Genomic DNA, 26,683 nt, shown 5'->3' with positions numbered 1-26,683 from the left:
ATCGGCGGGCTCATGAATCAGGCAGAAGACTCCTTGGTCCCGATCCTCGCGAAGGGGTCTATCGAGAAGATCACTTCGACCGACACCTCGAAGTACGCCGCGATCCGCAGCGCGAGATGGAGGCTCGGGCTGTATTCACCGCGCTCGAGATAGCCGACGGTCTGGTAATGCACACCGAGGGCGTCGGCCAACTCCCGCCTCGAGATCCCGCGCTCGGCACGCAGCATCGCGATGCGGTTGTAGATGACTTCAGTAGGCACGTGCAAGGGCCTTGTCTCGTCGCTCGTCCATCTTGCTTCCGGATTCGTTTCTGGCCATGCGTCCCAACACTATCGGTGCCAACACGAGTCCGACGAGGGCCCATGCCCCGAGCACACCCGCAGTCTCCAGGTGGCGCCACGACTGACCGATTTCGATGCTGACCGCGTCCGCGGGCAACAACGCCGATCGCAAACCCAGTCCGAGCCAGTAGCACGGCAGAACTTGAGCAATACTCTGCAACCATCCCGGCAGCGCGGTGATCGGATAGAAGATGCCCGAGACTCCGACGACCAGCATCAGTGGCATCGTCACGAAGAACAGTCCGCGCGCAGTCCCGACCACTGCCCCGAGCAACGCACCGAGCGGCAACGTTGCCAGCAGCCCCAGTACCAGAACCCACACGAGGACGATCCACGATCGGGCACTGTTCAAGGACACACCACCGACAATGATCGTCCCTGCACCCAGTACCGCCATGACCTGAACCAGGACGGCAGTGGCGTTGGTGCCGATACGCCCGATGAAGTACCCGATCATCCCGTTCGGAGTTGCCTTGGCACGCAACAGAGTTCCATCCTCGCGGTCGAGCACGAAACTCTCCCCGATGGTGTACACACCGTTGAAGAACACGATGGTCCCCATGACGCCGGGCAGCGCCAGCACCGCAAGTCCATAGCCGGTCGACTGAAAAGTCCCGTTGCGCATGAAGAACAACGCGATCATGATCAGTGCCGGGAAGAGGAACAGCGTAGCCAGACCCTGTGGGTCGGTGAACATCTGGCGGAGCTCTATTCGGGTGCGCCGCAACCCTGCTCGTACCGCTACGCCTTTCGCGCTCATCGAGTCACCGCTTCCACTGTGCGTGCAGCATCGATCGATGCATTGTCGTGTACGAGTGACATGTAGGTGTCCTCCAGGGTTGCGCGGCGAACTTCCAGGTCGACGACGCGGTCGCCGTACTGCGCGAACAGATCGTGTACGAACCTCGCCGACTGGGCGGTGCTGTGCACCGAGCGACTGCCGTCGACACTCCACCGCACCTCCGAATCCGAGGGCATGGTGCGGGCGAGGTCATCCGGTGAACCGTCGGCGATGATCCGGCCGCCTCCGAGAATGACGATTCTGTCGGCTAGTTTCTCGGCCTCGTCGAGATCGTGAGTCGTGACGAGGATGGTGGTGCCGTCCAGATCGGCCAATCTGTGTACGAGATCGTGGAATTCGCGTCGCGCATCGGGATCGAAGCCTGCCGTCGGCTCATCCAGGAAGAGGACCTCGGGCTTGCCGACGATTCCGATTGCCACATCCATCCGGCGCCGTTGCCCGCCGGAGAGCGAGCTGATCTTGCTCCCTGCTTGGTCGGTGAGTCCGACCAGTTCCATCAGTCCTCCGACGTCCCAGGGGCGGCGATGTTCCGCGGTACCGAATGGAACATAGAAGGAGCCGAGGTAGTCGAGCAGTTCACCGACCCGCCACCGCCCGTGATCACGCCAGGACTGCAGTACCACTCCAATGCGTGCCCTCCACAGTTCGTCCGCGTCGGCAGGGTCACTGCCGAGCACCTCGACTCGCCCCGAGGATCGCAGGCGAAATCCCTCCAGAATTTCCAGCGTCGTCGACTTGCCTGCACCGTTCGGACCCAGCATCACAAGGACTTCGCCTCGGTGCGCGCGGAATGTCACCCCCTTCAGAACATCGGTTGCCCCATACCTCATCCGCAAATCCTCGACGTCGATAGCGACGTCGCTCGATGTACTCACCCCGGCCTCCCAGCATCGTGGTTTGACGATGATTTGTAGCATAACTACTACATTCCGTATTGGCTATCCTTCTGGAGGAATCTGCCTGAATCCCTCGGACTACAGTCCCGTGAGTGAGCGACGAAACCTTCCTGGCACGGCTACGCAATTCGCCAGGAGCAGGCAAGCTCACCACCATCCGCTTCGCAGGACAGTTCGGCGACGGCCTCTTTCAGGCCGCTCTCAGTGGAGCGATCCTGTTCAATCCCGAGCGTGAATCCAACCCAGCCGCAATCGCTGCCGGATTCGCCGTGTTGCTCGTGCCGTACTCGGTGATCGGACCGTTCGCGGGCACGATGCTCGATCGCTGGGATCGGCGGGCCGTTCTGCTGTGGGCAAACGTGGTCCGCATGGTGCTCATCGTCGCCACGGCAGCGGTCCTGTGGACGGGCGGTGGAGAGACACCGCTCCTTCTACTCGCGTTGTCGACCGTCGGACTCAGTCGGTTCGTCATGGCAGGTGCATCGGCGTCCCTGCCGCACGTCATCAGGACGGCATGGCTCGTACCGATGAACTCGATCCTCGCCACCATCGGTTCCGGTTTCGCTGCAGCGGGTGCTGGAGCCGCCGTCGCCGTTATCGGTGTCGTGGGCGCGGGAGACCTCGGATCCGGCGTCGCCGTGGCAGTGTCGGCATCAGGGTCCGTCGTCGGGACGGTCGCTGCTGCCCGTTTTGCCCGAGGGTCACTCGGCCCGGCGACACTGACGGACCGTGATGATCGAGGTGCACTGGAGGCGTTCGCCGACATCGCCGCAGGCCTGAAATCCGGAGCCGTCGCAGTCTGGAAGTCGCCGACCGTGACCGCGGCGATGGCCGGGATCGGCGCGCACCGGATCGTGTTCGGAATCGACACGCTCGTCATGGTCCTGATCCTGAGAGAGACGACGTCCAGTTCGCTTCCGGGTGGTTTGGCCGGGTTCGGTATCGCCCTCGGTGCAACCGCCGTGGGAATGCTCGTCGCTGCAGTCCTGACGCCCTTTCTACTGCCCCGCCTTGGCCGTGTTCGTTCCATCGTCGGGGCGCTGACACTCGCCGCGGTGGTCCAGGTGACGTTCATCGCGGCCCTCACCCAGACGAGTCTGCTCATCGGCGCGTTCCTACTCGGCGCGGCCGGTCAGACCATCAAGCTGACCGGTGACGCGTCGATGCAGACCGACATCGACGACGATCATCGCGGCCGGGTCTTCGCGTTGCAGGACACCGTCTTCAACATCTTCTTCGTCGGCGCCCTCGCCGCGGCGGCATTCGCGGTGGGCCCGGCAAGATCCGATCTGGCGGGTGACGCGTCGGCCCACGTCGTCGTCTTGGCGGGTGGCGTGGTCTACGTGCTGGGACTCGTTGTCGTAGCTCTCAATGCCCGGCGCGCCCGGTAGCTCGTCCGGTGCTACCTTCTTTTACACACCGCACGGTACGAGAACTCTCCAACCAGGAGGAACACATATGCGCGCCAGATCGACTGTTCTGGCGTGCGCGCTCGCACTCACCGCGTCGAGCACCGTACTGGTCACACCTGCCTCCGCGGCGCCCGCTCCGCCCGTCAACGCATGCGGCGAAACCGGATTCGACCCGAAGGACTACCCGCCCGAGCCGCTGAGCCTCGATTCGCCTCCGGTGCTTCCCCCCATTCCCGACCGGTTCGTCATTCCGGTGCCGTACCCGTCCGTCGAGCTTGTTCCGTTGCCCGATCCAACACCGGACCGCACACGCGTCGAGGCCGAGCCACTACCGGACCCCTGCATGGATCCGTGCCCGGACCTCACGGACGATCCCGAGGACGTTCCGGACGGGACCGGCTCGGCCGAGCTCCCTTTTCCACGGATCGAGATCGATCCGCAGCCAGAAACGATTCCGATCCCTATCCCGGGCCCGCCCGGTGAGCCGATCGCTCCCGCGCCACCCGCCGCGGTGAATCCCGCGGAACCGGGCCCGGTCAGCAGCGCTCCGCCGCAACCGGCTGTCCGCGATGTCTCCGTCGTCTCGCAGGTCACCGGGCCCGGCTCCGACAACCGCACCGACAAGCGCTGGCAGGTCGACGGCACCGACCTCGGCATCATGTGGGAGAGCAAGCCCGGCGAGGTCGCCGTCGCGTTCGGTGACTCGTTCGGCAAGGGCTGGGAATTCGGCGTCGTCGGTGGGCCGGACTGGCGCAGCAACACACTCGGTCACAGCACCGACACCGATTTGTCCGACGGCATGTCCATCGACAGTATGGTGCAGGATTCACGCTGTCACGCAGCCGAATTGATCAGCAGCCGCAAGGTGAAGAACTGGGAGACGACAGTCATCCCGACGTCAGGATTCGCCGTCGGCGACCGTCAGTACATGTCGTACATGTCCATTCGCCGCTGGAGCACCGTGCCGGGAATGTGGTGGACCAACTACGGGGGTATTGCGTACTCCGACGACAACGGATCCACCTGGACGAAGGACCCGCATGCCCGCTGGGACAACATGTTCGGGCTCTCGAAATTCCAGGTCTCGACGATGGTTCCGCAGGGCGAGCACGTCTACATGTTCGGAACCGTCAACGGACGCGTCGGCACAGTCGGACTCGCGCGCGTGCCGAAGAACGACGTGCTCAACAAAACTGCCTACCAGTATTGGGTGAACGGTTCGTGGGCGCCGGTCGACTCCAACGAAGCAACTCCCATCGCCGACGGTATCGCCAGCGAGCTGTCGGTTCGCTACGACGCCCAGCGGTCGATCTGGCAGATGACCTACCTCGATCCGATCGCGGGCAACATCGTTCTGCGCGAGTCGGTTACACCACAGGGCCAGTGGACTCCGCCCACAACGCTGGTGCGCACCGCCGAGTACCCCAAGGCTTACGGCGGCTTCATGCATCCGTGGTCCAAGGACGGCGAGCTGTATTTCACCGTCTCCGAGTGGGACAGCTACAACGTGTATCTGATGAAAGCTGCTGTGTCTTAGGACCTTCGGGGGCTCCGCCCCCAGTGGCACGGTTAAGTGTCCTACCGTGCACTCTTTCGTGCCACTGGCCCGCAGGGCTCGAACACCCAGCTCACAGCGTTTTCCACCACTCCAGCAACGCCTTCTCGGCCTCCTCGCGGGGGAGTGGCCCGCGATCGAGACGCAGTTCCTTGAGGAACTTCCATGCCTTGCCGACCTCGGGACCGGCAGGGATCGACAGCAATTCCATGATGGCGTTGCCGTCGAGATCGGGCCGAACCCGGGCCAGATCCTCTTGCTCGGCAAGCGCGGCTATTCGCTCTTCCAAGTCGTCGTAGGTCGCTTGCAACGCTGCGGCCCGACGCTTGTTCCGCGTGGTGCTGTCTGCGCGAACAAGCTTGTGCAGCTTGGGAAGCAGATCTCCCGCGTCTGTTGCGTAGCGTCGAACCGCTGAGTCCGTCCACTGCCCCTTGCCGTAGCCGTGGAACCGCAGATGCAGGAACACGAGCTGGGACACGTCGTCGATCATCTTCTTCGAGTACTTCAGCGCGCGCATTCGTTTGCGCACCATCTTGGAGCCGACGACCTCGTGGTGGTGGAAGCTGACGCCGCCGCCCTCCTCGTGCCTGCGGGTGTCGGGCTTGCCGATGTCGTGAAGCAGGGCAGCCCAACGCAATACGAGATCGGGGTCGCCGTCTTCGAGGTCGATCGCCTGCTTGAGCACCGTCAGTGAATGCCAGTAGACGTCCTTGTGCTGATGATGCTCGTCGATCTCGAGTTTCATCGCGGGGACCTCGGGCAGAACGTATGTGGCGAGTCCGGTCTCGCACATCACATCGATTCCCTCGATCGGGAACTCACCGAGAATCAGCTTGTCCAACTCCACCTGCACACGCTCGGCAGTGATTCGCTCGATCTGCCCAGCCATCGCAGTGATCGCCTCGTGGACCCGAGGCATCAGCGAGAACCCGAGCTGCGACACGAAGCGGGCGGCGCGCAACATGCGCAGCGGATCGTCGCCGAACGACTTCTCCGGCGTCGACGGCGTATCGAGCAGTCCTTCGAGCAGCGCATCCATGCCGGAAAGGGGATCGACGAACTCCTGGGACCCGTCGGCTCCGAGACGTACTGCCATTGCGTTGACGGTGAAGTCGCGTCGAATCAGGTCTTCTTCGAGACTCGTGCCGTACTGCACCTCGGGGTTGCGCGAGACCTGGTCGTAGGAATCGGTTCGGAAGGTGGTGATTTCGATCTGCTGATCACCCTTGGCGGCGCTGACGGTGCCGAAAGCGATTCCGGTGTCCCACTGATTGTCCGCCCAGCCGGACAGCAGACGCTGCACGTCCTCCGGTCGGGCATCTGTCGTGAAGTCCAGATCGTTGCCGAGGCGGCCCAGGACGGCGTCGCGCACGCTTCCACCGACGAGGTACAACTCGTGGCCATCGGCTGCAAATCTCGCCGCCAGAGGGGCAAGCACATCGGAGAGTTTGTTCAGGGTCTTCGCAGCCGACGCCAACAGCCGACTGCGACGGTCGGCTGACTCGTCGGACGGTTGGGGGATCGGAGACTTCTCGGCCACGTCGAGAAAGCCTAGGCGGCGGGAGTGGAGCCTGCGGAACGACCCCATTCAAGGCGGGAGTGGAGCCTGCGGAACGACCCCATTCAAGGCGGGAGTGGAGCCTGCGGAACGACCCCATTCAAGGCGGGAGTGGAGCCTGCGGAACGACCCCATTCAAGGCGGGAGTGGAGCCTGCGGAACGACCCCGAATAAACCCGGTACAAAGAGTGCCCGCGGAACCATCACGGTGCGGCGAGGGGGATCACCGCTTCTTTCCATCTAGTATGGATTGGGTGTCTGCTGGCGAACGTGCGAACAGGAGCCGCCGCAACCCGCGGCGGCGGACTGCGCGCGCCGACAGCGACAAGCCGCGGCTGCGGACCGTGCGGGAAACTTCCGCTGGAGGCCTGGTCGTCGATGGTCTGGATGGTCCTCCCGCTCAGCGCTGCGCCGCTCTGATCGGTCGCACCGATCGCCGCGGACGTCTGCTGTGGTCGCTTCCGAAAGGCCACATCGAGCAGGGCGAGACTGCCGAGCAGACCGCTATGCGCGAGGTTGCCGAGGAAACGGGCATACGCGGTTCGGTGTTGGCGTCGCTGGGCAGCATCGACTACTGGTTCGTCACCGAGGGCCGCCGCGTCCACAAGACAGTCCACCATTATCTACTGCGGTTCCTCGGCGGCGAGTTGTCGGATGAGGACGTGGAGGTCACCGAGGTCGCGTGGGTTCCGCTCAGCGAACTGGCTTCACGGTTGGCGTATGCCGACGAACGAAAGTTGGCGGCGATCGCCAGCCAGCTGATCGAGGGTATGACCAAATCGGATCCCGAGACGCACGTCGGCGGGGAGTGATGGTGCGGCGCTCGAGATTCAGAGCGGCCACCATGACTGCTCTGATGTTCGTCCTGCTCGCGTCGATTCTGGTGCCCGGGTCGGCCGGTGCCCAGGAGACCCAGGACCCAACCGAGATCTCGTATCAGTCGGGCGACACCGACCTGCCGGAGACCACTCGGGGTAGCCAGTTCCTGCGGCTGTCCGTCGACGCCGTGGCACCTGGGACGGTCACGACCACCAGTGAACCGTTCGTCACCGTGCGAGCGACGGTGACGAACACCGGGGATCGTCGCGTCGACGACATCAGCGTCCGAATGCAAAGCGCCGACGCTGTCGATGCGCCCGAGCAGCTGCGCACGACCCTGTCGTTGGACCAGCAGGAGTACCTCAACGTAGGTGAATTTCAGAACGTCGCCGTGAATCTCGAGCAGGGCGCGAGCACGCAGTTCGTGATTTCGATGCCGCTTCGAAGCACTCAGGGCCCGTCACTCGGCATCGACAAGCCCGGTGTGTACCCGCTGTTGCTCAACGTCAACGGCACACCCGAGTACGGCGGAACTGCGCGGCTCGACGACGCTCGATTCCTCTTGCCGGTCACTGGGGTTCCGCGGGATCCGACCGCGATCGACCCGACGGCACCCGATGCACAGCCGTTGCCGCCCAACACGGACGATCCGGTGGCGACGACCGTGCTGTGGCCGCTGGCCGACAGGCCTCGCCTTGCTGCGGGAATCCCTGGTTCGTTGGACGAGAAAGTACGTCTCGTCGACGACGAACTCGCCGGCGAGTTGGCACCGGGCGGACGGCTCGACGAGCTGCTGCAAGCCGTCGAGTTCGCGACGACTGCCGAATTGGACCCGGAAGGACGCCTGGCCGAATCCCTGTGTCTCGCCGTGGACCCGGATCTGCTGGTGACCGTATCGAACATGACTCGCGGCTACTCGATCGTCGACGACCCCGCCGATCCGACCGGGCCCGCTCGCGAAGGTACGGGCCGCGAAGCGGCGTCGAACTGGTTGAGCCGACTGGAAACCCTGACGCAGTCGATGTGTGTGACTGCATTGCCGTTCGCGCAAGTCGATCTCGACACGTTGGGCAACGTCGGCGACGCGTCCCTGGTGTCGACCGCGCTCGAATCGCCGGCCGATGTGGTCGACGCCATCCTCGGAGTGTCCTCGGTTCGCGGCATCGTCTGGAGTCCGACGGGACAGCTCGGCGAGACCGGAGCTGCGGCGGTGCGGTCAAGCGGTGCACAGACTGCACTGCTCGCGGACAACAGCATCGCGCCGACTGCGTCCGGGGCCGTTGCCCGCGTGGTCGGTGGCAGCAGTGTCGACGCGGAACTGAATGCCACGGTGTTCGACGCTGCGACGTCGACCGCGCTGGCCGGCGTCGGGGACAACCCGACCACGCCTGCGTTCACGCCCGAGGATCAGCGCTACGACCTGACCAGCGATTCCAGGACCGCTCGGCTACAGGACGGGCTGGGCGCGATCGCGTATCACGCGTTGGCTCCGACAGGCGGTTCGCCGCGCACGTTGACGGTCGCTCCACCCCAGTACTGGACGGCTGGTGGCGACGAACCGGACGCCATTCTCGGAACCGTCTCGTCGCTGCTTCGTTCTGGTCTCGCGACGGCGCGACCCTTCGCCGAGCTTGCCGCGGCCGAGCCGACCGGACTACCTGTCGAGACCAGGACCGTCGATCAGGATGACCGTGACGTGAATCTCGAGGACCGCGTGCGCGCGCAGAGCAAGCGCATCGATGCGCTGCGGGGCTCGCTGGTCGAGGACCCTCAGTCCGCGCTGACACCGCGCCTGTACACAGCCCCGCTTCGGGAGGACTTGCTGCGTGCGATCGGCACCGCCGATCGTTCCGATGACGCGTCCAACGCAGCTCGAGTACGGATGGACGGCTCCGAGGCCGGCCTCGACGGCATCTTTCGATCCGTCACGGTCCTCGCCCCCGGCGGGGTCTACACGTTGGCGTCCGAACAGAGTCCGTTACTGCTGGTTGCCCGCAACGACCTCCCCGTCGGGGTCAACGTGCGGCTGCGGGTCGACGCCCCGCCCGAAATGACCGTCAGCGACGTCGGTGCCATGGCACTGCCTGCGCGGGGAAGCCGAACGATCACAGTTCCGGCCCAGGTCGACGACAGCCGCAACCTGACCGTCGACTTTTCCCTGACCACCCTCGACGGCCAGCAGTTGGGCGAAGCGTCGACAGTGTCCGTACGGTCTAACGCATACGGACAGGCTTTGGCGATCATCACCGCCTCCGCGGGGGTTCTGCTGCTACTACTCGCCGGCCGCAGACTTCTGCACCGGTTCAGGGGTCAGCCGGACCCCGCAGACGAAGGGTACGAACGGCCATGACGGGTAGCAATATCCCCCACTCGGGCGACATGCCCTACCGGGGGGATGGCCCGCGTACTCGGCTGCCTGCAGCCCAAGTGTTCAGACGCGTCGATCCGCCGCGTCAGGCGCCGTGGGAACGCGACGCATACGCACGGCCGCGCGAGATGCGCAGCTACCCGGCCCCACCGTCTCCTGACGGCGGGCCCGCACCGGACAATTCCGTCACTCAACTCATTCCCCGGTTCCGCGACGAGGACTACCCGCCGGTCCCGGACCAGCCGCAACCGACACCCGAGCCCGACACCCGCCCACCGGCGAAGCAGAAGAGCCTGCTCGCGTCGACTGGGTCGATCGCCGTGGCAACGCTGGTCAGTCGGATCACCGGATTCTTCAAACAGGTCGTCATGCTGGCGATCCTCGGCGGCGCGATCGCAAGCTCCTTCACGGCAGCGACGATTCTGCCGAACATGATTTCCGAGCTGGTCCTCGGCGCCGTGCTCAGCGCGATCGTCGTGCCGGTTCTGGTGCGTGCCGAAATGGAAGATTCCGACGGCGGCACGTCGTTCGTGCGCCGACTGTTCACGATCGCGTTCACGATGCTTGCCGTCGTCGCGGTGATCGCAACAATCGGCGCGCCGGTGCTGAGCCGAATGCTGATCGACGACGATGCCAAGGTCAGCAGTGAATTGACGATCGCGTTGTCGTACCTTGTCCTCCCGGCGATTCTGTTCTACGGCCTGTCCGGGTTGCTGACTGCGGTACTGAACACTCGACAGAACTTTCGACCCGGTGCCTGGGCTCCGGTGTGGAACAACCTGGTCGTGCTCGGGATCTTCTCGCTGTATTTCCTCGTGCCAGGCGAGATAACGCTCGATCCGGTCGAGATGAGCGACCCGCACATTCTGATCCTCGGTCTCGGCGTCACTGCCGGTGTGGTGACCCAGGTCGCGGCCCTGATTCCAGCTCTGCGGCGAGAGAAGATCGACCTGCGGCCGCTGTGGGGATTCGACGCCCGTCTCAAAGCCTTCGGCGGCATGGCTGCCGCCATCATCCTGTACGTCGTCATCAGCCAGGCTGGGCTTGTCTTCGCGACGAAGATTTCCGCCGGTGCCGACGAAGCCGGTCCGGCGATCTACTCGCAAGCGTGGATTCTGCTGCAGCTGCCCTACGGGATCCTCGGCGTGACGGTGCTGACGGCGATCATGCCGCGGCTCAGCCGAAACGCAGCCAACGGGGACACTCCAGCCGTCGTCGACGATCTGTCCGTCGCTACCCGAATGACCCTCGTCGCACTCGTCCCCATCGTGGTGTTCCTCACCTTCGCCGGTCCGTGGGTCGGTGAAGCTCTATTCGGTTTCGGCAACTTCGCCAGCGATGCGAGTCGACTCGGCGAAGCAGTCAGCTGGTCGGCCTTCACCCTGATCCCGTACGCACTGGTCCTGATACATCTCCGGGTCTTCTACGCACGAGAACAGGCCTGGACACCGACCTGGATCATTCTCGGTATCACCGGCGTCAAGATCGCGCTGTCCGCCTTGGCACCCGTCGTCGCACGCAACGATCAGCAGGTCGTCCTCTGGCTCGGCGTCGCGAACGGTCTCGGATTCGTCGTCGGAGCCTGCATCGGCGGATTCCTGCTGCATCGAAGCCTCGGCAACCTGCGGATGATCAACATCGGGAAGACCATATGGATGGTGCTCATCGCATCCGCAGCAGGCGGAACCGCGATGCTCGCCATCGACCGCATCGTCGGACTCGGCGATGTCACCGAACCGCTAGGAGTGATCGGAGCGTTGCTGCGCGTCGGCATTTGCGCCGTCCTCATGCTCGGGATCACCTTCGGAATCCTGTGGTTCGGCCGAATTCCAGAGGTTTTGGCGGTAACCGTCGCCGTACGCAAACTGGTCGATCGAGTGCGCGGCAGGACCGCGCCCGTCCCCGAAGCGGTCGAACCCGTCTCCACCCCGCAGACTGCAGCGATACCGGTCGTCAGCTCCGACGCTGCATGGGACACTGCACGCGACCGACTCCCGTACCCTGGACCTCGGCGAACCGGGACGCCGTCCCCGCCAAGTCCACCCGTACGGGGTGGCCGTGTGGGGCAATCCGGGGCAAATACGCGTGAAGGAGTGAGAGTGACCGACGACGAAGTGGCTGGGGGGCCGGCCGAGCCCGTGAAGAACGGAGCCGACCGAGCACCTGGTGGAGTCGAGGTGGACGAGCGCGCACACGTGCCCTCGGTTCCGCCGAAGACGGCTGCGCCCACAACACCGTCGTCCGACACCACAGACTCCGACGAGAACTCGACCGAGAAGACTTCCGTAGTCGAGGCCTCCGCAGGCAAGCCGGCGGCGGACAAAACAGCGGCGGACAAACCGGTGACGCAACAGCCGGGCGATCCCGACGAGACTGGCACCGACGAGACCCCTTCGGAGACAAGCACACTCGCCGCGGCCTCGGCGGACAAACCAACGGCACCCGCCACGCGCGACCAGGCTTCCGACGAGGCCGCCGGCGCTACGTCGAAGGTCGAGCCCGGTACTGCAGTCGGCGGCAAGACGGCTCCGCCCGCTGCAAGTGACACCTCGCGCGCCCTGCGCGGTCCCAAACTCATTCCGGGAGCATCGGTTGCCGGTGGCCGCTACCGGTTGTTGGCCCCGCACGGTGGTGCTCGCGGACTGAAGTTCTGGCAGGCACACGATGTGAAGCTCGACCGCGAGGTGGCGCTCACGTTCGTCGACGCCGACCAACGCGCCAGCGATGTCTCGGGGGCTGGACCGGAAGGTCCGCAGGCAATCCTGTCGCGCACATTGCGTCTCGGCCGTATCAACTCACCCGGACTTGCGCGCGTGCTCGACGTCGTGCGCGGAAGTTCCGGTGGCATAGTCGTCGCCGAATGGACGCCCGGTCGGTCACTGCGCGAGATGGCAGACACCGTTCCATCCCCGACTGGTGCAGCGCGAGCGATCAAAGCACTGGCGGGAGCTGCCGAAGCGGCTCACCGCAGCGGCGGCGCCCTGTCGATCGACCACCCCGATCGTGTGCGTATCAGCACGAGCGGAGACGCCGTACTTGCGTTCCCCGCGACACTCGCCGACGCCGACCCCGGTTCGGACGTTCGCGGGCTCGGCGCCATGCTCTATGCCCTGATCACCGCACGATGGCCCATCGTCGACGCAGCCGGCAACACACGTCCGGACGGACAGTTGCGTTCGGTCGGTGGAATGAAGCCCGCCGAGCGAGACGCCAACGGCAATGCCGTCGAGCCACGTCGGATTCGCTCCGATGTCCCGTTCGAAATCTCGGCTGTCGCCGTGCGAGCACTCGAACAGAACAGCGGAATCAGGACTGCGGCAACCGTCCAGCACGTCCTCGACCAAGCTGCAGTCGTCAACGACAAGACCGACCTGATGCCTGCTCTTCGCCTGGGACAGCGGGCTCCAGGAGCCAGCGGACATTCCCTCGCGGACCCGGAAGAGATTGCGGCACAACAGCAGCGATCGAGACGAACCAATATCGCGCTTGCTGTTCTCGGCGCTCTGACCGTCGTCGTACTCGGCTTTGCGGGCTACTGGCTGTTCACCACCATCGCCGGTGGCAGCTCCGACGAGCCGCTGACGCAACAGGATTTCGGTCTCACGACGCCGGAGACCGTGCCACCTGCACCAGGAGCTCCTGAAGCTGCGACCCCGGCCGCGACTTCCGTTCCCATCGACTCGGTCGAGGTGTTCTCACCGCAGGGAAGTGCCGACAATGCCTCGACGGCGTCCAATGCGACAGACGGCGATCCGTCGACGGTGTGGGCATCGGACTCGTACTTCCAGCCATTCCCGTCGCTCAAGGACGGCGTGGGCCTGCTCGCCACACTGCCGTCGTCGTCGGTGCTCACCAGTGCGTATGTGAACTCGCCGTCACCCGGCACAGTCGTCGAAATCAGGTCGGCCCCGAGCGATTCACCGAGCCTGAGCGACACAACGATCATCGGCGAGGCAACTCTCGGAAATGGTGTCACCGACATCCCTCTGCAGATGACGGAGCCGACGAGCCACGTTCTCGTATGGATTACCGGTCTCAGCACCGACAGTGGACGCAACCAGTCGTCGATCGCGGATTTCGGTTTCACCGGACAATCCTGATCACCGCCCTGTAGACATCCGTTTCACCTGCACAGTGCTTGAAAAGAAGATCTTTTCATACTGTGCGGTCTCTATGCTCTAGGCTCTCCAACAATGCGGTAACACGGGGGGAGCCGTTTTCGTATGGGGATTGCAGGTGTAAACGAAGGGGTCGGGGATCTGCTCGGTGGGCGCTCCGATGTCGAACTGTTGGCTGCGCACGTCGCAGGTGACAAGACGGCGTTCACGACGCTCGTCCATCGACATCAGGAGCACCTGTGGATGACCGCGCGCCGGACCAGCTACACGACCGAGGATGCTGCCGACGCGCTGCAAGAAGCCCTGCTGTCTGCACATCGCACAGCGGCGTCGTTCCGGGCGGATGCGGCAGTACGTAGCTGGTTGCACAAAATCGTCGTGAACGCGTGTTTGGATCGCATCCGACGAAATCGATCGAGGCCGACGGTGTCGCTACCCGACGGCGACTCGTTCGATCCTGCCGATTCGCGCGACCCGATGGCGACCGCGGAGACCTCCATCGAGGTGCACAACGCACTGATGACGCTGGCACCCGAGCAGCGCGCAGCAGTCGTGGCAGTCGACATGGAGGGGTATTCCGTTGCCGACGCGGCACGACTCCTCGGGGTACCGGCAGGAACGGTCAAGAGCCGCTGCGCTAGAGGCAGGCTCAAATTGGCGGTTCATCTCGAGTTTCTTCGGTACGACGGGAACCGATAGAACGCCGGCCGCGTCTTAACATGTGTAGGGAGACTGTGCATGGAAAGGAGATCGCGATGGCTTCACACGGCACCGACCCCCTTCCTACGCGGCCGTACTCTCTCGAACTCCTCGCCGATCTTCATGCAGGCGCACTTCCAGAGTCCGTCAGCGCGCAGCTGTGGCCTCTTGTTCGGCAGGATCCCGACGCCATGGATGTCCTCACCGCCCTCGATGCCGTCACGGCCCGCCTGGCAGCAGCAGGCCGTGGATCTGCCCAGGGAGAACCACTTCCCCCGGAGGTTGCAGAGCGAATCGATCGAGCCCTCGCCGAGGCGGCACATGAATCCGGCGCAGAAGCCACCAACGTCGTCACACTGGTTTCGCGAAAACGAGGTGTCCGATTCGCGATCGTCGCGGGCGTCGCGGCGACGGTTGCACTCGGCGTCGTGGTGACAGCGATCGTTGTGAACAGTGCAACGTCAAGTGACGAGGGTGCGCAGGATCTCGTCGCCGACGCTCCTCCAGCGGATTCACCGTCGCTGGTTGTCGACTCCGACAGCCTGGACGCGTCCGTCGCCTACGAGGTCATGGCGAATCGCGAAACCAATGATCTGCTCGAGTCCGGTGCGTTGCCCGGGTGTCTCGCCGCCAACGGTTTCGATTCCTCCACCTCTGTGCTCGGGTCTGCTCGAGTGGACCTCGACGGGCAGCGCGGTGTCATGCTCGTCCTACCGAAACCCGATCAGGAGACGGGGTTGACGCTTCTGGCCGTCGACACCGACTGCGGTCTCGGACACCCTGGCGTCCTGGTACGCCGGGATATCGATTGACGATGGCATTCCCGCCTGTTGGATACTCCGAGGTCGAGCCATACGAGCGGGAACAACACCCCTTACCCTGGTGTTGAACACACACGTCTGGAGTCGGCGACTACAGGCAGTTCGCCCTCGAACTTCAATCGGAAGGTCCGCATGACTACGCCCAAGGTTCACGATCTCATCATCGTCGGTTCGGGACCCGCCGGTTATACCGCTGGCGTGTACGCAGCCCGGGCCGAGCTCGAACCCATCCTGTTCGAAGGAACTCAGTTCGGCGGCGCGTTGATGACGACTACCGAGGTGGAGAACTTCCCGGGCTTCCGTGACGGAATCATGGGCCCGGACCTCATGGAGCAGATGCGCGAGCAAGCCAAACGTTTCGGCGCCGACATCCGCACCGAGGATGTCGAGGAGCTGGACCTGTCCGGTGAAATCAAGACAGTCTCGGCCAACGGCGAGACCTACCAGGCTCGCGCGATCATCCTGGCCATGGGTGCGGCAGCGCGGTACCTGAGCATTCCCGGCGAGGAGAAGCTGCTCGGCCGCGGAGTCAGCGCCTGTGCAACCTGTGACGGGTTCTTCTTCCGCGACCAGGACATCGCCGTCATCGGCGGCGGTGACTCCGCCATGGAGGAAGCCACGTTCCTCACGCGATTTGCCCGCAGCGTGACCATCGTTCATCGTCGCAGCGAGTTCCGCGCGTCGCGGATCATGCTCGAGCGCGCCAAACTCAACGACAAGATCACCTTCCTCACCGATACGAAGGTCCTCGAGGTTCTCGGTGACACATCGGTCACGGGACTCGCTCTCGAGAATGCGCTCACCGGCGAGAAGACGACCTTGGACGTCACCGGCATGTTCGTCGCGATCGGGCACGATCCCCGCAACGAGCTGGTCAAGGGTCAGATCGAGCTCGACGAGGCCGGCTACGTCAAGGTCGCATCTCCGACGTCGGCCACATCCGTCGCAGGAGTTTTCGCAGCAGGCGACCTGGTCGACCACGTCTACCAGCAAGCAATCACCGCTGCAGGTACAGGCTGCACGGCCTCGATCGATGCCGAACGCTGGCTTGCCGAGCAGGGCGACATCACCACCAACACCCTCGAACACGCCGACCAGCCGGTCGATGTCGTGTCGGCCTGACGCTCGACCGATCTCACTCACTCGAACCACTTCACCAACACAGGGAGCACAGCCAGATGTCCGATGACAAGAAGACCGTCACGATCACCGATGCATCGTTCGTCGACGATGTACTGACCAGCGAGAAGCCAGTTCTCGTGGACTTCTGGGCGACCTGGTGCGGCCCGTGCAAGATGGTTGCGCCGGTCCTCGAGGAAATCGCTGCCGAGCACGCCGACAAGTTGACCGTCGCCAAGCTCGACATCGATGCCAATCCACAGGCCGCACGCGATTTCAAGGTCATGTCCATCCCTACGCTCATTCTCTTCCAAGGTGGCAAGCCCGTGAAGCAGATCGTCGGCGCAAAAGGCAAGGCCGCCCTGCTCAAGGATCTCGAATCCGTTCTGTGACGTAACCGCCGTAGGACCGAGTCCACGCGAAAGACGGCGTGGATTACGGTCCTTCGGCCACTTTCTGCGACAATCGTCTGATGTGCTGGCACAGGGTCGGTACATCGACTTTTGTGTTCGACGACTGATTCTCCGGGGAGTTCCGTGAATCCCCAGGTGATGACGGCTCGACACGAAATCGTACTTTCTGCGAGAGGTCACGAGGTATGCACCGACTCAGGCACGGCGATTCCGGTCCCGCCGTCGCGGAGGTACGGGGCACCCTCATCTCCCTCGGCTTTCTACCGGATGAGCAGGACGACGACACTCGATCCGGCGATCCACTCCACTGGAGCGCGCCTGCCTCGGACTACGACTCAGCACTCGACGGGGCTGTCCGGGCATTTCAACAGCATCGGGGCCTACTCGTCGATGGCGTCGTCGGCCCGGCCACTTATCGCTCGTTGAAGGAAGCGTCGTACCGGCTCGGCGCACGCACGCTGATCTATCAACTGTCGGCGCCGCTCTATGGCGACGACGTTGCGACTTTGCAGACGCGACTCCAAGATCTGGGCTTCTACAGCGAACGCGTCGACGGCTACTTCGGTCCCAAGACCCACGAAGGCTTGTCCTCGTTCCAGCGCGAAATCGGCTTGACGCCCGACGGTATCTGCGGTCCGGCCACGCTGCGGTCCTTGGAGCTGCTCGGCGCACGAGTCACCGGCGGATCACCGCACGCGATCAGTGAAGAAGAGCTGGTCCGTCAGTCCGGTCCACAACTGACGGGCAAGCGCATCGTCATCGACCCCGACCTCGGTGGCTCAGAAACAGGAATGATCGTCGACGGGGTATTCGGTCGGATCTCGGAAGCCGAAATTCTCTGGGATGTTGCCAGCCGCCTCGAGGGCCGGATGGCAGCGACGGGGATGGAAACCTTTCTGTCCCGAGCTCGCGGAACCAACCCGAGTGTCGCGGACCGAGCCGAGACCTCGAACGCCTTCAACGCCGACCTGATGATCTCACTGAGGTGCGCGTCCAGTACCAGCTCGGCGGCCAACGGTGTCGCGAGCTTCCACTTCGGCAATTCGCACGGCTCGACCTCGCTGATCGGTCAGGTCCTCACCGGATACATCCAACGTGAGATCGTTGCTCGCACACCACTGTTGGATTGCCGTAGTCATGGGCGCACCTGGGATCTGCTGCGGCTGACCAATATGCCGACCGTGCAGGTCGACTTGGGCTATCTCACAAGCGCTTCCGATGTGGCGGTCTTGAGTGACCCTCGCTCACGAGACGTCATCGCCGAGGCGATCCTCATTGCCGTCAAGCGTCTGTATCTTCTCGGCCAGGACGATCAACCCACGGGCACATTCACATTCGCTGAACTGCTCGCCGAGGAGTTGGCTGCCGCCGACCGTCGCTGACGTGTAACCAGCCGCATGGCCAGTTACTTGTGCCGGTGGATCAACGGACGCCGACGGCGTCCTTGTGTTCGATGTCGACCATCGTCAGGCTTGCCGCGAGCAGTAGTCGTTCCAACGCGGACTCCACGTCTTCTTTCCAGCCGTGATCTCGATCGAGCTCGAGCCGTAGCCGCGGGTAACGATGATGCGGCGCGATCACGTCGAAGCCGGCCTTCTCCAGGAAGTCGGCATCGATCATGCACGTGGTATCCGAGCAGGACAGCGACGCCGTCGCACGCGGTACATCAGTTTCGTCTGCTGCGGTGCGACGAATCCCGAACGCCTCCAATGCGCGGACACCTCGGTTCACCAGATCGGACACCACTGCCTGTATCAAGGCAGCCGAGTTGCCTTCCCTGTCCACCTCGGATTCGATTCGCAGCGTCGTCAACAGAACCGCGTCGGGACTGACCGGTGAGGTCGGGAAGGTCGACGCTCGCGGGACAGCCCCGGGCGGGGCGTAGATTGCGCATCCAGCCGTGGCTCCGTGCGATGTGAGCAGCTGCCCGCACGATCCCCACTCGAGCATGATCATCGACAACCACGCTTCGTTCTCCAACTCGAGATCGAGGGTCTGGCGGTCGGCACTGTCGGTCGCTGGATCGAGAACCCAAAACCCACACCGACGGGTGTGGTTCGGCAATCGATCGAAGGAGTCCAATGTGACTCCGGTGACGAGCGTCGACACTGCTTACCTCAGCCTCCAAGCTCTTGTACCTCGTTTGTCGGGTGTCGAGGGCGTCGACACCCTCGACAAGAATATGCGATGAAACCTCAACAGGTGCCGTCGTAGGAGACATCCTCGAAAACGGTTGTGATGCACTATCTTTGAGTCCAAGCTAACCAGTTTCCGGTACGAATTCGGGCTGTATCGTCACAGTGACGTATATCCAGCGTGTGTTCGTACCTAGAATCTCGCGGCTATTTCTTCTTCTGACTTTCCATCATGTCGACAATCCTCTGAAGGTCGTCGACCGAGCCGAACTCGACGACAATCTTACCTTTCTTCTTACCGAGGCTTACGGTCACGCGAGTATCGAAGGAGTCCGACAGCCGATCCGCGACATCCTGGAGCCCCGGCATCTGGATCGGCTTTCGGCGCGGAGCAGGATTCGGAGTAATGTCGTCGTTTCGGTTCGCGAGCGTGACTGCTTCTTCCGTTGCTCGAACAGACATGCCTTCGGCGACGATTCGAGCGGCCAGCGACTCTTGAGCGTCCGTCCCAGCGTCCAGCGACAGCAAGGCACGCGCGTGTCCGGCGGACAGAACTCCTGCCGCGACCCGTCGCTGAACCGGAATGGGAAGCTTGAGCAGTCTGATCATGTTGGTCACGACGGGTCGGGAACGGCCGATTTTCGCGGCAAGTTCCTCGTGCGTGACATCGAACTCCTCGAGGAGCTGTTGGTAGGCTGCGGCCTCCTCGAGCGGGTTCAGCTGAACTCGATGAATGTTCTCCAGGAGAGCGTCACGAAGCATCGCATCATCAGCGGTCTCGCGGACAATAGCCGGGATCGACTCGAGGCCGGCTTCCTGACTCGCGCGCCATCGACGCTCACCCATCACGAGTTCGTACTTGCCGTCGTCCACAGCGCGAACGACGATCGGTTGCATCAATCCGAATTCACGGATCGAATGCACCAATTCAGCGAGGGATTCCTCGTCGAAAACGCTTCTGGGCTGCTTCGGATTGGGCTGAATGAGAGCAGGTGCGATCTCGCGATACACGGCACCTGCGGGGGAGAGGTCCTCTTCAGAACTCCGAACCGGCGGGGCAGGCGTCGGCGCAGTGGCAACCTTTTCGGCCGCAGGACTCACACGTTGCTTGTCTCGAGTAGCCGAGTTGTCCTTACCGATCACGACGTCCGCAGCTGCGCTGCCCAATCGCGGTCCTGCTTCAGGACCGGTCGGGATCAGTGCAGCCAACCCACGTCCCAAACCGCCCTTGCGTGTCTGACTCATCTTCCTACTGCTCCTGCGTTCCGTCTGATGTCGCGACCGCGGACCGCGCTGCTAATTCTCTGCCTGCATCCAAATAGCTCATCGCTCCACGTGAACCGGGGTCGTAGTCGAGGACCGTCATCCCGTAGCCCGGCGCCTCGGATACCTTGACGCTTCGGGGAATGACTGCTCTCAACACGGCATCCCCGAAGTGCTTTCGGACCTCTTCTGCGACCTGATCTGCGAGCTTCGTCCGGCCGTCGTACATGGTCAAAATCACGGTAGAAACATGGAGGGCAGGATTCAGATGCGCTTGGACCAACTCGATGTTCCGCAGGAGTTGTCCCACACCCTCGAGGGCGTAGTACTCGCATTGGATCGGGATCAGAACCTCGCTAGCTGCGACCAAGGCATTGACGGTCAAGAGGCCCAGCGATGGCGGGCAGTCGATGAGAACGAAGTCGGCATCGATGTCGTCCAAGTCGGTGAGCGCGGTCTTCAACCGACCCTCACGAGCCACCATCGACACCAATTCGATTTCCGCACCCGCCAGATCGATCGTTGCGGGAATGCAAAAGAGTCGTTCGCTGTGCGGGCTCTGTTGAATGGCCGCTCTGGCGCTGACCTCACCGATGAGGACCTCGTAGCTCGACGGCACACCCGAGTGATGCTCGACGCCGAGCGCTGTGCTGGCGTTGCCCTGAGGGTCCAGATCGACCACCAGCACGGTCAGCCCTTGAAGTGCCAGGGCTGCCGCCATATTGACGGCGGTCGTGGTCTTACCCACGCCGCCCTTCTGGTTCGCGATGGTGAGCGTTCGACGATGCGCCGGCTTCGGAAGCGCCACGCTGCCCGGGTGCAAGATTTGACTCGCTCGCTGAGCGGCGGCGCCGATCGGGGTGTCGTTCGAGGAGATGCTGTTGTACGCGCCGAAGCCAGATCCGCCCGTCTCGTCCGATGGGGACGCCTTAGGTGCGTTCTGTGCACTCGTGGCTGCGGACTCTGTTTCACGTGAAACAGTTGGATCGGATCCACCCGACATACGTGCTCCTTAATGCGGAACTGGATTGAAGTAGAAGAACTTGATCTGAGGTACGAATTACGAACGCGGAAAGCGGCGGGGCACCCTCTCAGCGCGAACAACGATGGTCGGCGTCGGCACAACGTCGACGCCACACCTCACGACCTCTAGCTTGCCAGCACCCATGCGGCTAAGGGAAGTCCGATCGCGCTCGATTTCCTCCTCGGCGCTACTTCCCTTCATTGCAAGCATCCGGCCACGCTCATGGATCAAAGGGAGCGACCATTTCGCCAGCTTCTCGAGCGGGGCCACGGCTCGGGATGTGACGACATCCGCCCCACCCGCTTCCTTCCTCACACCGGGCTGTTCGGCGCGTCCTCGAACGACGAGGACGTCCAGACCGTGAGCCTCGATGAACTCGGCTAGGTACACCGTCCGCCGCAGAAGTGGTTCGACGAGCGTCACGCGGAGATCAGGTCGCGCGATCGCGAGTGGAATTCCCGGCAGACCCGCGCCACTACCGATATCGACGACGCGTTCGCCTTCGTCGATGAGCTCGCCGATCACCGCACAGTTGAGTAGATGACGTTCCCATAGCCGCGGCACTTCTCGCGGTCCGATGAGTCCACGCTCGACACCATCCGTTGCAAGGGAGTCGTGATACTGCTTGGCCAGATCCAGGCGCGGACCGAACACACGCTCTGCGATTGCCATCAAACGATCGTCATCCAACGCCTCTGGTTCCACACCTCCTATCCTCCCGCGTGGCGGTGTACTTCGCCAAACTATCGGAGCACATGACGTGGATCTCACTCCGATTCGTCGCTCGAAACGCATATTTCTGCCAGCCGGCTTGATCGAGCTGGCCGCGTGAGGCGTAGTCACCGCACGCGATGCATGTCGCCTGGCGGAGTCGCACCACTGGCGGGGACTTGTTTCACGTGAAACACGCACTGGCCGAAGGACCAGGATTCAGGTCCGCCTTGTCCAATCAATCGACGGGATCGAACACACTCGTACATTGCCTCGCAGCCGCCGGGTCGACTAATTCGGCCGTACAGTCTGCACCGTATGCGGACCGGCCCGGTTCTGCGTCCGCGGGAACAGAGAATACTCAGCGCACGATAGTCGTGAGAATTCGCGCGAGCTGGTGACTCATATCCGTTAGGACCCCCATGTTTCACGTGAAACAGTCCGCTGGCATGACGGACGCGCGCTTTCGAACGCGCCGTGTGCCTGGGCTCATCCCGTTCCACACGCACCAAGCAAACGGACACGGATACGTGGTTTCACGTGAAACAGACGCCAGTCCGAGAGTGCAGGCACGTCTTCCTCAGGGCCGCGAGTCCCTATTGCGCTACAGAAATCGCGGGCGCACTCGACCTGGAATCCGCATTCAGTCTGTGATCGGAGAAAGAGACGACGCGTGCACTCGATAACCGACCGCGCCATCGTTCCCACCAATCGGAGTTGCAGCGGTGCACTAGTGCCCGCTCTTCCTATCGATGCTTTCGAGCTTTCGATGTGGTTTGCGACCGGGGGCGGGGTTGCCGAGGGCCACGATCATCATGCGCGTGCGCCGCGGGTGCTCGCGCACATGGCCGATCATCGACCGCACGTACGCCTGGGGTCCGTTCTGTGCGTCGACCGACTCGACCGCCCCGGCGACATCGTCGACCAGAGCGGTGAGAACGAACTGGTACGCGGCGTCCATCACTGCGTCTTTGGTCCGAAAGCAGTACAGCACTCGCAGGAAGATGTGTGCATAGTTGCCGTAGTCGAGGTGCAGGAGCGAGAACTCGCAGTGAGGCATGCAGTCCACCATCGGTCAGGCGACTACTCCAGCTGCTGACTACTCAAACCGGGTTTCGTTCCGCACCGCCGTACTACCGGTGGCACCTGCCTCGTCATCGCATATCGTTGCACACCGGAGCTCGTTCATGTTTCACGTGAAACACCGCTCGAGAGTTCTCCACGCGTTCGGCCACCGTGACGAAGGGGGTCATCGCAGCCTCCATTCCCGACCACACATGCCAGCGAATTCAGCGAAGCGGATGCGTGCACAGGACCCCCTCAGAGAATCACGCTGAACAATGAAGATCCGATTCACGGGGGAGTGGAGTGCTAACACACACCCTCACCCCTGCTCCTAGTGCAACCAAGCCAAGTCAGTCGCAACCTAGAATCGCGGCCGAGCTGGCGACATAAATCTTCAGTCCGAATCACTCGGATGAACGGTTTCACGTGAAACAACGGTCTATCATTGCCTCCCATTTTGCCGTCACAGTGACGTTTCGCGCCCTACTCCTAGGTTTCACGTGAAACAGTGCAAATCGAACTACATGGATGGCATTTCAAGCTGGACAGACGCGCCGCATCGAGACCGGGGGACTGCAGACAAAAAAAGTCCCCGACCGAAGCCGGGGACTCTTTCCTACTCTCTGCTCAAGACTTGACGACAACCACTCGGCGTGAGGGCTCTACGCCCGTACTCTCGCTGTCGACGCCATCGATCTGCGCAACCGCGTCGTGCACAATCTTCCGCTCGAACGGCGTCATCGGCGTCAACTCTTCACGCTCTCCGCTTTCGAGTACGCGCTTTGCAGCATCGATACCGAGGGTGCTCAGTTCGCTTCGACGATTGGCACGCCATCCCGCAACATCAAGCATCAGCTTGCTTCGCTCACCGGTGGACTGCTGCACTGCAAGTCTGGTCAACTCCTGTAGCGCGTCGAGTACTTCGCCTTTACGGCCGACGAGCTTCGTCAAGTCTGATCCGCCGTCGATGCTGACTATGGCTCGATCACCCTCGACATCCAGGTCGATGTCGCCATCGAAGTCCAGGACGTCGAGAAGCTGCTCGAGATAATCACCTGCGATCTCGCCCTCTTCGACGAGATAGTCTTCGGAATCTTCGTCGTCATCCTCGAGTTCGGCCGCGTCGACGTCCTCGGTTGGCACGTCCTTCAGATCTTCGCCAGACTTCTCCGTCTCGCCAGGCTTCTCCGTTTTGACTGCCACGTCTTCACTCGCTCCATCCCCAGCGTTCACTGCGTTGTCCGTGTTGGCCACTTCTTCTGTTTCTGCAGACATGTTCGGTCCTCGGTATCTGGGAGTCAGCGACGCTTGCGCTTCGACTTGCTTCGGTTTGCCTGCGGTCGCGGTTTCGGGTTCGTCGAACTCGAACCATTCGTCCCACCCGCGGTCGTGCCCGATTCCGAGGAACCACCGGCGCTGCTTACGTCATCGGCGACCGATTCCGAGGGCGTCATCTTCGACAGCTTCGGACGCGCTCCGGGCTTTGGCTTCGAGATCGGCTTTACACCTGGCTTAGGCGCATTTTCGGTTCGCTTGTCGAGAGTGACCTGTTTCTTCGCCGCTTCTTCCTTGTCGATCTTTCCGAAGACGAGGTGCTGCTGGCCATAGGTCCAGGCGTTGTTGCTGACCCAGTAGAGAAGGATTGCGATGGGGAGGAAAGCACCGAACGCAAGAACACCCAGTGGGAAGACATACAACGCCAGCTTGTTCATGATCGCGGACTGCGGATTGGCAGCAGCTGCCTCGCTCTGGCGCGCCACCGAGGCTCGCGAGTTCATATGCGTGGCAATCGCCGCGATGATCATCAGCGGTACCGACACCGCCACAATCGTCCACACCGACGGAATGCCCAATCCCAGCTCAGGGTTGGCGAACGCATCCAGCTGAGTCTTCGGCATCGTGATCCACGCCGAGATCGGCGCACCGAAGAGTCGAGCATCGAGGAACGAGTTCACATCGGCTACGTCGAACGCGTAGTTCGGCAGAGTTCTGTTGACCTCAGGATCGAGGCCCAGCTGGCCGACGCCGGTACCGGTTCGGTTGAAGGAGCGGAGCACGTGGAACAGACCGATGAACACCGGCGCCTGTGCGAGCACTGGAAGACAACCCATGATCGGGTTGAACCCGTGTTCCTTCTGCAGCTTCTGCATCTCGACAGCCATACGCTGTTTGTCTTTGCCGTACTTCTTCTGAAGCGCCTTGATCTGGGGCTGCAGCTCCTGCATCTGACGCGTCGTACGAACCTGCTTGACGAAGGGCTTGTACAGAATGAGTCGCAGAGTGAACACGAGGAACACGACGGACAGTGCCCACGCGAAACCATTGTCGGCGCCCAGCAGAGCGCCGAACACTTTGTGCCATACCCAGAGAATCCAGGAGACCGGAATGTAAATGAAATCGAGCACGGCTCTATGTACTCCTCTGTTCGTCCACTTTTGCGTGCGAGTGGATGTCTTCGGTCGAAGTCTGATCGGCATCGCTGCGAGTTCGGTGACGCCACGAACCACGCTCTGGCACCGGGTCCCACCCACCAGAGTGCCAGGGCGCACACTTGAGCAACCGCGCGACAGCCAAAAGAGATCCTTTGACTGCGCCGTGGGTCTTCAACGCATCGACTGCGTACTCACTGCAGGTGGGATAGAACCTGCAGGTAGGCAGCCGGAGCGGAGACACGTACGTTCGGTACAGCTCGATGCAGAAGATCAACGTTCGCACCGGGAGCGAACGGATGAAACGTAGAACAGTCATGAATGCGCATCTCTCGACGCAGTTGTGCTCGAGGTTTCCAGGTAGCCCAGCTTCTTCAGTCCGGACCGAACCTGCCGATGCAGCTCGATCGAGGACAACCCAGCCGCGCCGGGTAGGGCACGGATGACAACGTCAGCGTTGGACGGCACGTCCGGAAGCAACTGGGCGCAGATATGCCGAAGCCGGCGCGCAACTCGATGACGAGTTACCGCCGGCCCAACAGCCTTGCTCACGATCAGTCCGAATCTGGGTTCGCCCACGCTGCAGACAACACCTGCGTCGTCACGCGAGAATGCGTGAACTACCAGGTCTTGTCTACCCATTCGACGGCCTCGACGCACGGCGCGCGAGAAATCCGCACTGCGATGCAATCTGTGCGGCTCAGGTAACACCCCGAGCTCCGTAAACTCAGACGAACAATGATTTAGGCGGTGAGTTCCTTGCGGCCTTTGCCGCGACGCGCAGAAACAATTGCACGACCTGCACGCGTACGCATACGAAGACGGAAGCCGTGAACGCGCGCGCGGCGTCGGTTGTTCGGCTGGAACGTCCGCTTGCCCTTGGCCACGGTCAACACTCCTCGAAAAGTTTCGACGCCCACTCGGACGTCTACTGGCGGTAGTACCGAGTTCGGTCGAACTCGAATTACATCCCAGAGCGAGAATCCCGAGTGAATACAGACTGTAAGCAGCCAGCAAGCATCGGCCACCTCGCCTTGGGTGACTGTTCGAGAGTACTGATCGAGTACGCAAGGGTCAAACTCGTCTCCTCGCCACCACAAAGACTACATCGATGTAATTCATCCACAAGGCTGGG

Annotated in this window: 24 protein-coding genes; 10 read left to right on the top strand and 14 right to left on the bottom strand. The window is 62.6% G+C overall.

Annotated features, from left to right (window positions below):
* Positions 1-17: 17 nt before the first annotated feature.
* From WDS16_RS22290 to WDS16_RS22280, 3 genes are read right to left on the bottom strand one after another with little or no spacing between them, the layout of a single operon-like run.
* Positions 18-260, bottom strand: a complete 243-nt coding sequence (locus tag WDS16_RS22290; RefSeq protein ID WP_338887799.1) for a helix-turn-helix transcriptional regulator — start codon at positions 258-260, stop codon at positions 18-20.
* Positions 250-1,101 (bottom strand): ABC transporter permease, encoded by an 852-nt coding sequence (locus WDS16_RS22285; protein ID WP_338887797.1) that lies wholly within the window; start codon positions 1,099-1,101, stop codon positions 250-252. Before WDS16_RS22285 ends, WDS16_RS22290 begins: the two co-directional genes overlap by 11 nt.
* Entirely contained in the window at positions 1,098-2,018 is a 921-nt protein-coding gene (locus WDS16_RS22280; RefSeq protein WP_338887796.1) for an ABC transporter ATP-binding protein, read from the bottom strand. The genes WDS16_RS22285 and WDS16_RS22280 overlap by 4 nt, the downstream gene beginning before the upstream one ends.
* A gap of 113 nt (positions 2,019-2,131) precedes the next feature.
* On the opposite strand from WDS16_RS22280, the gene WDS16_RS22275 reads away from it, so the two are divergent.
* Together WDS16_RS22275 and WDS16_RS22270 are read left to right on the top strand one after the other, a co-directional pair.
* Positions 2,132-3,430, top strand: coding sequence for a hypothetical protein (locus WDS16_RS22275; RefSeq protein ID WP_338887795.1), 1,299 nt, complete (start codon positions 2,132-2,134; stop codon positions 3,428-3,430).
* A gap of 67 nt (positions 3,431-3,497) precedes the next feature.
* Entirely contained in the window at positions 3,498-4,988 is a 1,491-nt protein-coding gene (locus WDS16_RS22270; RefSeq protein WP_338887794.1) for a DUF4185 domain-containing protein, read from the top strand.
* 91 nt (positions 4,989-5,079) lie between these two features.
* On the opposite strand, the gene WDS16_RS22265 is transcribed toward WDS16_RS22270, so the two are convergent.
* Positions 5,080-6,546: a CCA tRNA nucleotidyltransferase gene (locus WDS16_RS22265; protein WP_422395696.1), complete on the bottom strand. Its 1,467-nt coding sequence runs from the start codon at positions 6,544-6,546 to the stop codon at positions 5,080-5,082.
* A gap of 272 nt (positions 6,547-6,818) precedes the next feature.
* Here WDS16_RS22265 and WDS16_RS22260 point away from each other — a divergent pair, with 272 nt between their 5' ends.
* From WDS16_RS22260 to WDS16_RS22225, 8 genes are all read left to right on the top strand, one after another.
* Positions 6,819-7,376 (top strand): NUDIX hydrolase, encoded by a 558-nt coding sequence (locus WDS16_RS22260; protein ID WP_338887792.1) that lies wholly within the window; start codon positions 6,819-6,821, stop codon positions 7,374-7,376.
* The gene (locus WDS16_RS22255; RefSeq protein ID WP_422395695.1) at positions 7,376-9,733 is read left to right on the top strand and encodes a DUF6049 family protein; all 2,358 of its coding nucleotides are present in this window, start codon (positions 7,376-7,378) and stop codon (positions 9,731-9,733) included. Before WDS16_RS22260 ends, WDS16_RS22255 begins: the two co-directional genes overlap by 1 nt.
* On the top strand, positions 9,730-13,851 hold the full coding sequence (locus WDS16_RS22250; protein ID WP_338887789.1) for a lipid II flippase MurJ: 4,122 nt from the start codon (positions 9,730-9,732) through the stop codon (positions 13,849-13,851). Before WDS16_RS22255 ends, WDS16_RS22250 begins: the two co-directional genes overlap by 4 nt.
* A gap of 123 nt (positions 13,852-13,974) precedes the next feature.
* Positions 13,975-14,568 carry an RNA polymerase sigma factor SigM gene (sigM, locus tag WDS16_RS22245; protein WP_338887787.1) on the top strand — a complete coding sequence of 198 codons (594 nt, stop codon included), beginning with the start codon at positions 13,975-13,977 and terminating at the stop codon, positions 14,566-14,568.
* Positions 14,569-14,624: 56 nt separating this feature from the next.
* On the top strand, positions 14,625-15,380 hold the full coding sequence (locus WDS16_RS22240; protein WP_338887785.1) for a hypothetical protein: 756 nt from the start codon (positions 14,625-14,627) through the stop codon (positions 15,378-15,380).
* A 141-nt stretch (positions 15,381-15,521) separates the two neighbouring features.
* Positions 15,522-16,511, top strand: a complete 990-nt coding sequence (gene trxB / locus WDS16_RS22235) for a thioredoxin-disulfide reductase (RefSeq protein WP_338887783.1) — start codon at positions 15,522-15,524, stop codon at positions 16,509-16,511.
* A 56-nt stretch (positions 16,512-16,567) separates the two neighbouring features.
* Positions 16,568-16,900 carry a thioredoxin gene (gene trxA / locus WDS16_RS22230; protein WP_338887781.1) on the top strand — a complete coding sequence of 111 codons (333 nt, stop codon included), beginning with the start codon at positions 16,568-16,570 and terminating at the stop codon, positions 16,898-16,900.
* Positions 16,901-17,106: 206 nt separating this feature from the next.
* The gene (locus tag WDS16_RS22225) at positions 17,107-18,303 is read left to right on the top strand and encodes an N-acetylmuramoyl-L-alanine amidase (RefSeq protein WP_338887779.1); all 1,197 of its coding nucleotides are present in this window, start codon (positions 17,107-17,109) and stop codon (positions 18,301-18,303) included.
* 40 nt (positions 18,304-18,343) lie between these two features.
* Here WDS16_RS22225 and WDS16_RS22220 read toward each other — a convergent pair whose 3' ends face one another.
* The 10 genes from WDS16_RS22220 to rpmH form a co-directional block, all read right to left on the bottom strand.
* Positions 18,344-19,030 carry a GNAT family N-acetyltransferase gene (locus WDS16_RS22220; RefSeq protein WP_338887778.1) on the bottom strand — a complete coding sequence of 229 codons (687 nt, stop codon included), beginning with the start codon at positions 19,028-19,030 and terminating at the stop codon, positions 18,344-18,346.
* Positions 19,031-19,263: 233 nt separating this feature from the next.
* Complete coding sequence (locus tag WDS16_RS22215; RefSeq protein WP_338887776.1) at positions 19,264-20,301, bottom strand: ParB/RepB/Spo0J family partition protein; 1,038 nt, start codon at positions 20,299-20,301, stop codon at positions 19,264-19,266.
* Positions 20,302-20,305: 4 nt separating this feature from the next.
* On the bottom strand, positions 20,306-21,322 hold the full coding sequence (locus WDS16_RS22210; RefSeq protein WP_338887774.1) for a ParA family protein: 1,017 nt from the start codon (positions 21,320-21,322) through the stop codon (positions 20,306-20,308).
* A 57-nt stretch (positions 21,323-21,379) separates the two neighbouring features.
* Positions 21,380-22,015, bottom strand: coding sequence for a 16S rRNA (guanine(527)-N(7))-methyltransferase RsmG (gene rsmG, locus WDS16_RS22205; protein ID WP_338887772.1), 636 nt, complete (start codon positions 22,013-22,015; stop codon positions 21,380-21,382).
* A gap of 769 nt (positions 22,016-22,784) precedes the next feature.
* Positions 22,785-23,114 carry a hypothetical protein gene (locus tag WDS16_RS22200; RefSeq protein WP_338887771.1) on the bottom strand — a complete coding sequence of 110 codons (330 nt, stop codon included), beginning with the start codon at positions 23,112-23,114 and terminating at the stop codon, positions 22,785-22,787.
* 632 nt (positions 23,115-23,746) lie between these two features.
* Complete coding sequence (locus tag WDS16_RS22195) at positions 23,747-24,394, bottom strand: protein jag (RefSeq protein WP_338887770.1); 648 nt, start codon at positions 24,392-24,394, stop codon at positions 23,747-23,749.
* Positions 24,395-24,417: 23 nt separating this feature from the next.
* Entirely contained in the window at positions 24,418-25,524 is a 1,107-nt protein-coding gene (yidC, locus tag WDS16_RS22190; protein ID WP_338887769.1) for a membrane protein insertase YidC, read from the bottom strand.
* Between the two features lie 4 nt (positions 25,525-25,528).
* A complete protein-coding gene (yidD, locus tag WDS16_RS22185; RefSeq protein WP_338887767.1) occupies positions 25,529-25,867 on the bottom strand; it encodes a membrane protein insertion efficiency factor YidD in 339 nt (112 codons plus the stop codon).
* The gene (gene rnpA / locus WDS16_RS22180; RefSeq protein ID WP_338887766.1) at positions 25,864-26,259 is read right to left on the bottom strand and encodes a ribonuclease P protein component; all 396 of its coding nucleotides are present in this window, start codon (positions 26,257-26,259) and stop codon (positions 25,864-25,866) included. Before rnpA ends, yidD begins: the two co-directional genes overlap by 4 nt.
* A 32-nt stretch (positions 26,260-26,291) precedes the next feature.
* Positions 26,292-26,435 carry a 50S ribosomal protein L34 gene (gene rpmH, locus WDS16_RS22175; RefSeq protein ID WP_026347786.1) on the bottom strand — a complete coding sequence of 48 codons (144 nt, stop codon included), beginning with the start codon at positions 26,433-26,435 and terminating at the stop codon, positions 26,292-26,294.
* Between the last annotated feature and the right edge of the window lie 248 nt (positions 26,436-26,683).

It is taken from the genome of Rhodococcus sovatensis (genome assembly GCF_037327425.1).
In the GTDB taxonomy this organism is placed as follows: domain Bacteria; phylum Actinomycetota; class Actinomycetes; order Mycobacteriales; family Mycobacteriaceae; genus Rhodococcoides; species Rhodococcoides sovatense.
This window is presented reverse-complemented; position numbering and strand designations above follow the sequence as displayed.

Excerpts from the sequence above, each read along its gene's own strand:
- WDS16_RS22285 (WP_338887797.1), bottom strand. The coding sequence starts at position 1,101 with ATGAGCGCGAAAGGCGTAGCGGTACGAGCAGGGTTGCGGCGCACCCGA.
- WDS16_RS22270 (WP_338887794.1), top strand. The coding sequence starts at position 3,498 with ATGCGCGCCAGATCGACTGTTCTGGCGTGCGCGCTCGCACTCACCGCG.
- WDS16_RS22255 (WP_422395695.1), top strand. The coding sequence starts at position 7,376 with ATGGTGCGGCGCTCGAGATTCAGAGCGGCCACCATGACTGCTCTGATG.
- WDS16_RS22250 (WP_338887789.1), top strand. The coding sequence starts at position 9,730 with ATGACGGGTAGCAATATCCCCCACTCGGGCGACATGCCCTACCGGGGG.
- sigM (WP_338887787.1), top strand. The coding sequence starts at position 13,975 with ATGGGGATTGCAGGTGTAAACGAAGGGGTCGGGGATCTGCTCGGTGGG.
- WDS16_RS22240 (WP_338887785.1), top strand. The coding sequence starts at position 14,625 with ATGGCTTCACACGGCACCGACCCCCTTCCTACGCGGCCGTACTCTCTC.
- trxB (WP_338887783.1), top strand. The coding sequence starts at position 15,522 with ATGACTACGCCCAAGGTTCACGATCTCATCATCGTCGGTTCGGGACCC.
- trxA (WP_338887781.1), top strand. The coding sequence starts at position 16,568 with ATGTCCGATGACAAGAAGACCGTCACGATCACCGATGCATCGTTCGTC.
- WDS16_RS22225 (WP_338887779.1), top strand. The coding sequence starts at position 17,107 with ATGCACCGACTCAGGCACGGCGATTCCGGTCCCGCCGTCGCGGAGGTA.
- WDS16_RS22215 (WP_338887776.1), bottom strand. The coding sequence starts at position 20,301 with ATGAGTCAGACACGCAAGGGCGGTTTGGGACGTGGGTTGGCTGCACTG.
- WDS16_RS22210 (WP_338887774.1), bottom strand. The coding sequence starts at position 21,322 with ATGTCGGGTGGATCCGATCCAACTGTTTCACGTGAAACAGAGTCCGCA.
- rsmG (WP_338887772.1), bottom strand. The coding sequence starts at position 22,015 with ATGGCAATCGCAGAGCGTGTGTTCGGTCCGCGCCTGGATCTGGCCAAG.
- WDS16_RS22200 (WP_338887771.1), bottom strand. The coding sequence starts at position 23,114 with ATGCCTCACTGCGAGTTCTCGCTCCTGCACCTCGACTACGGCAACTAT.
- WDS16_RS22195 (WP_338887770.1), bottom strand. The coding sequence starts at position 24,394 with ATGTCTGCAGAAACAGAAGAAGTGGCCAACACGGACAACGCAGTGAAC.
- yidD (WP_338887767.1), bottom strand. The coding sequence starts at position 25,867 with ATGACTGTTCTACGTTTCATCCGTTCGCTCCCGGTGCGAACGTTGATC.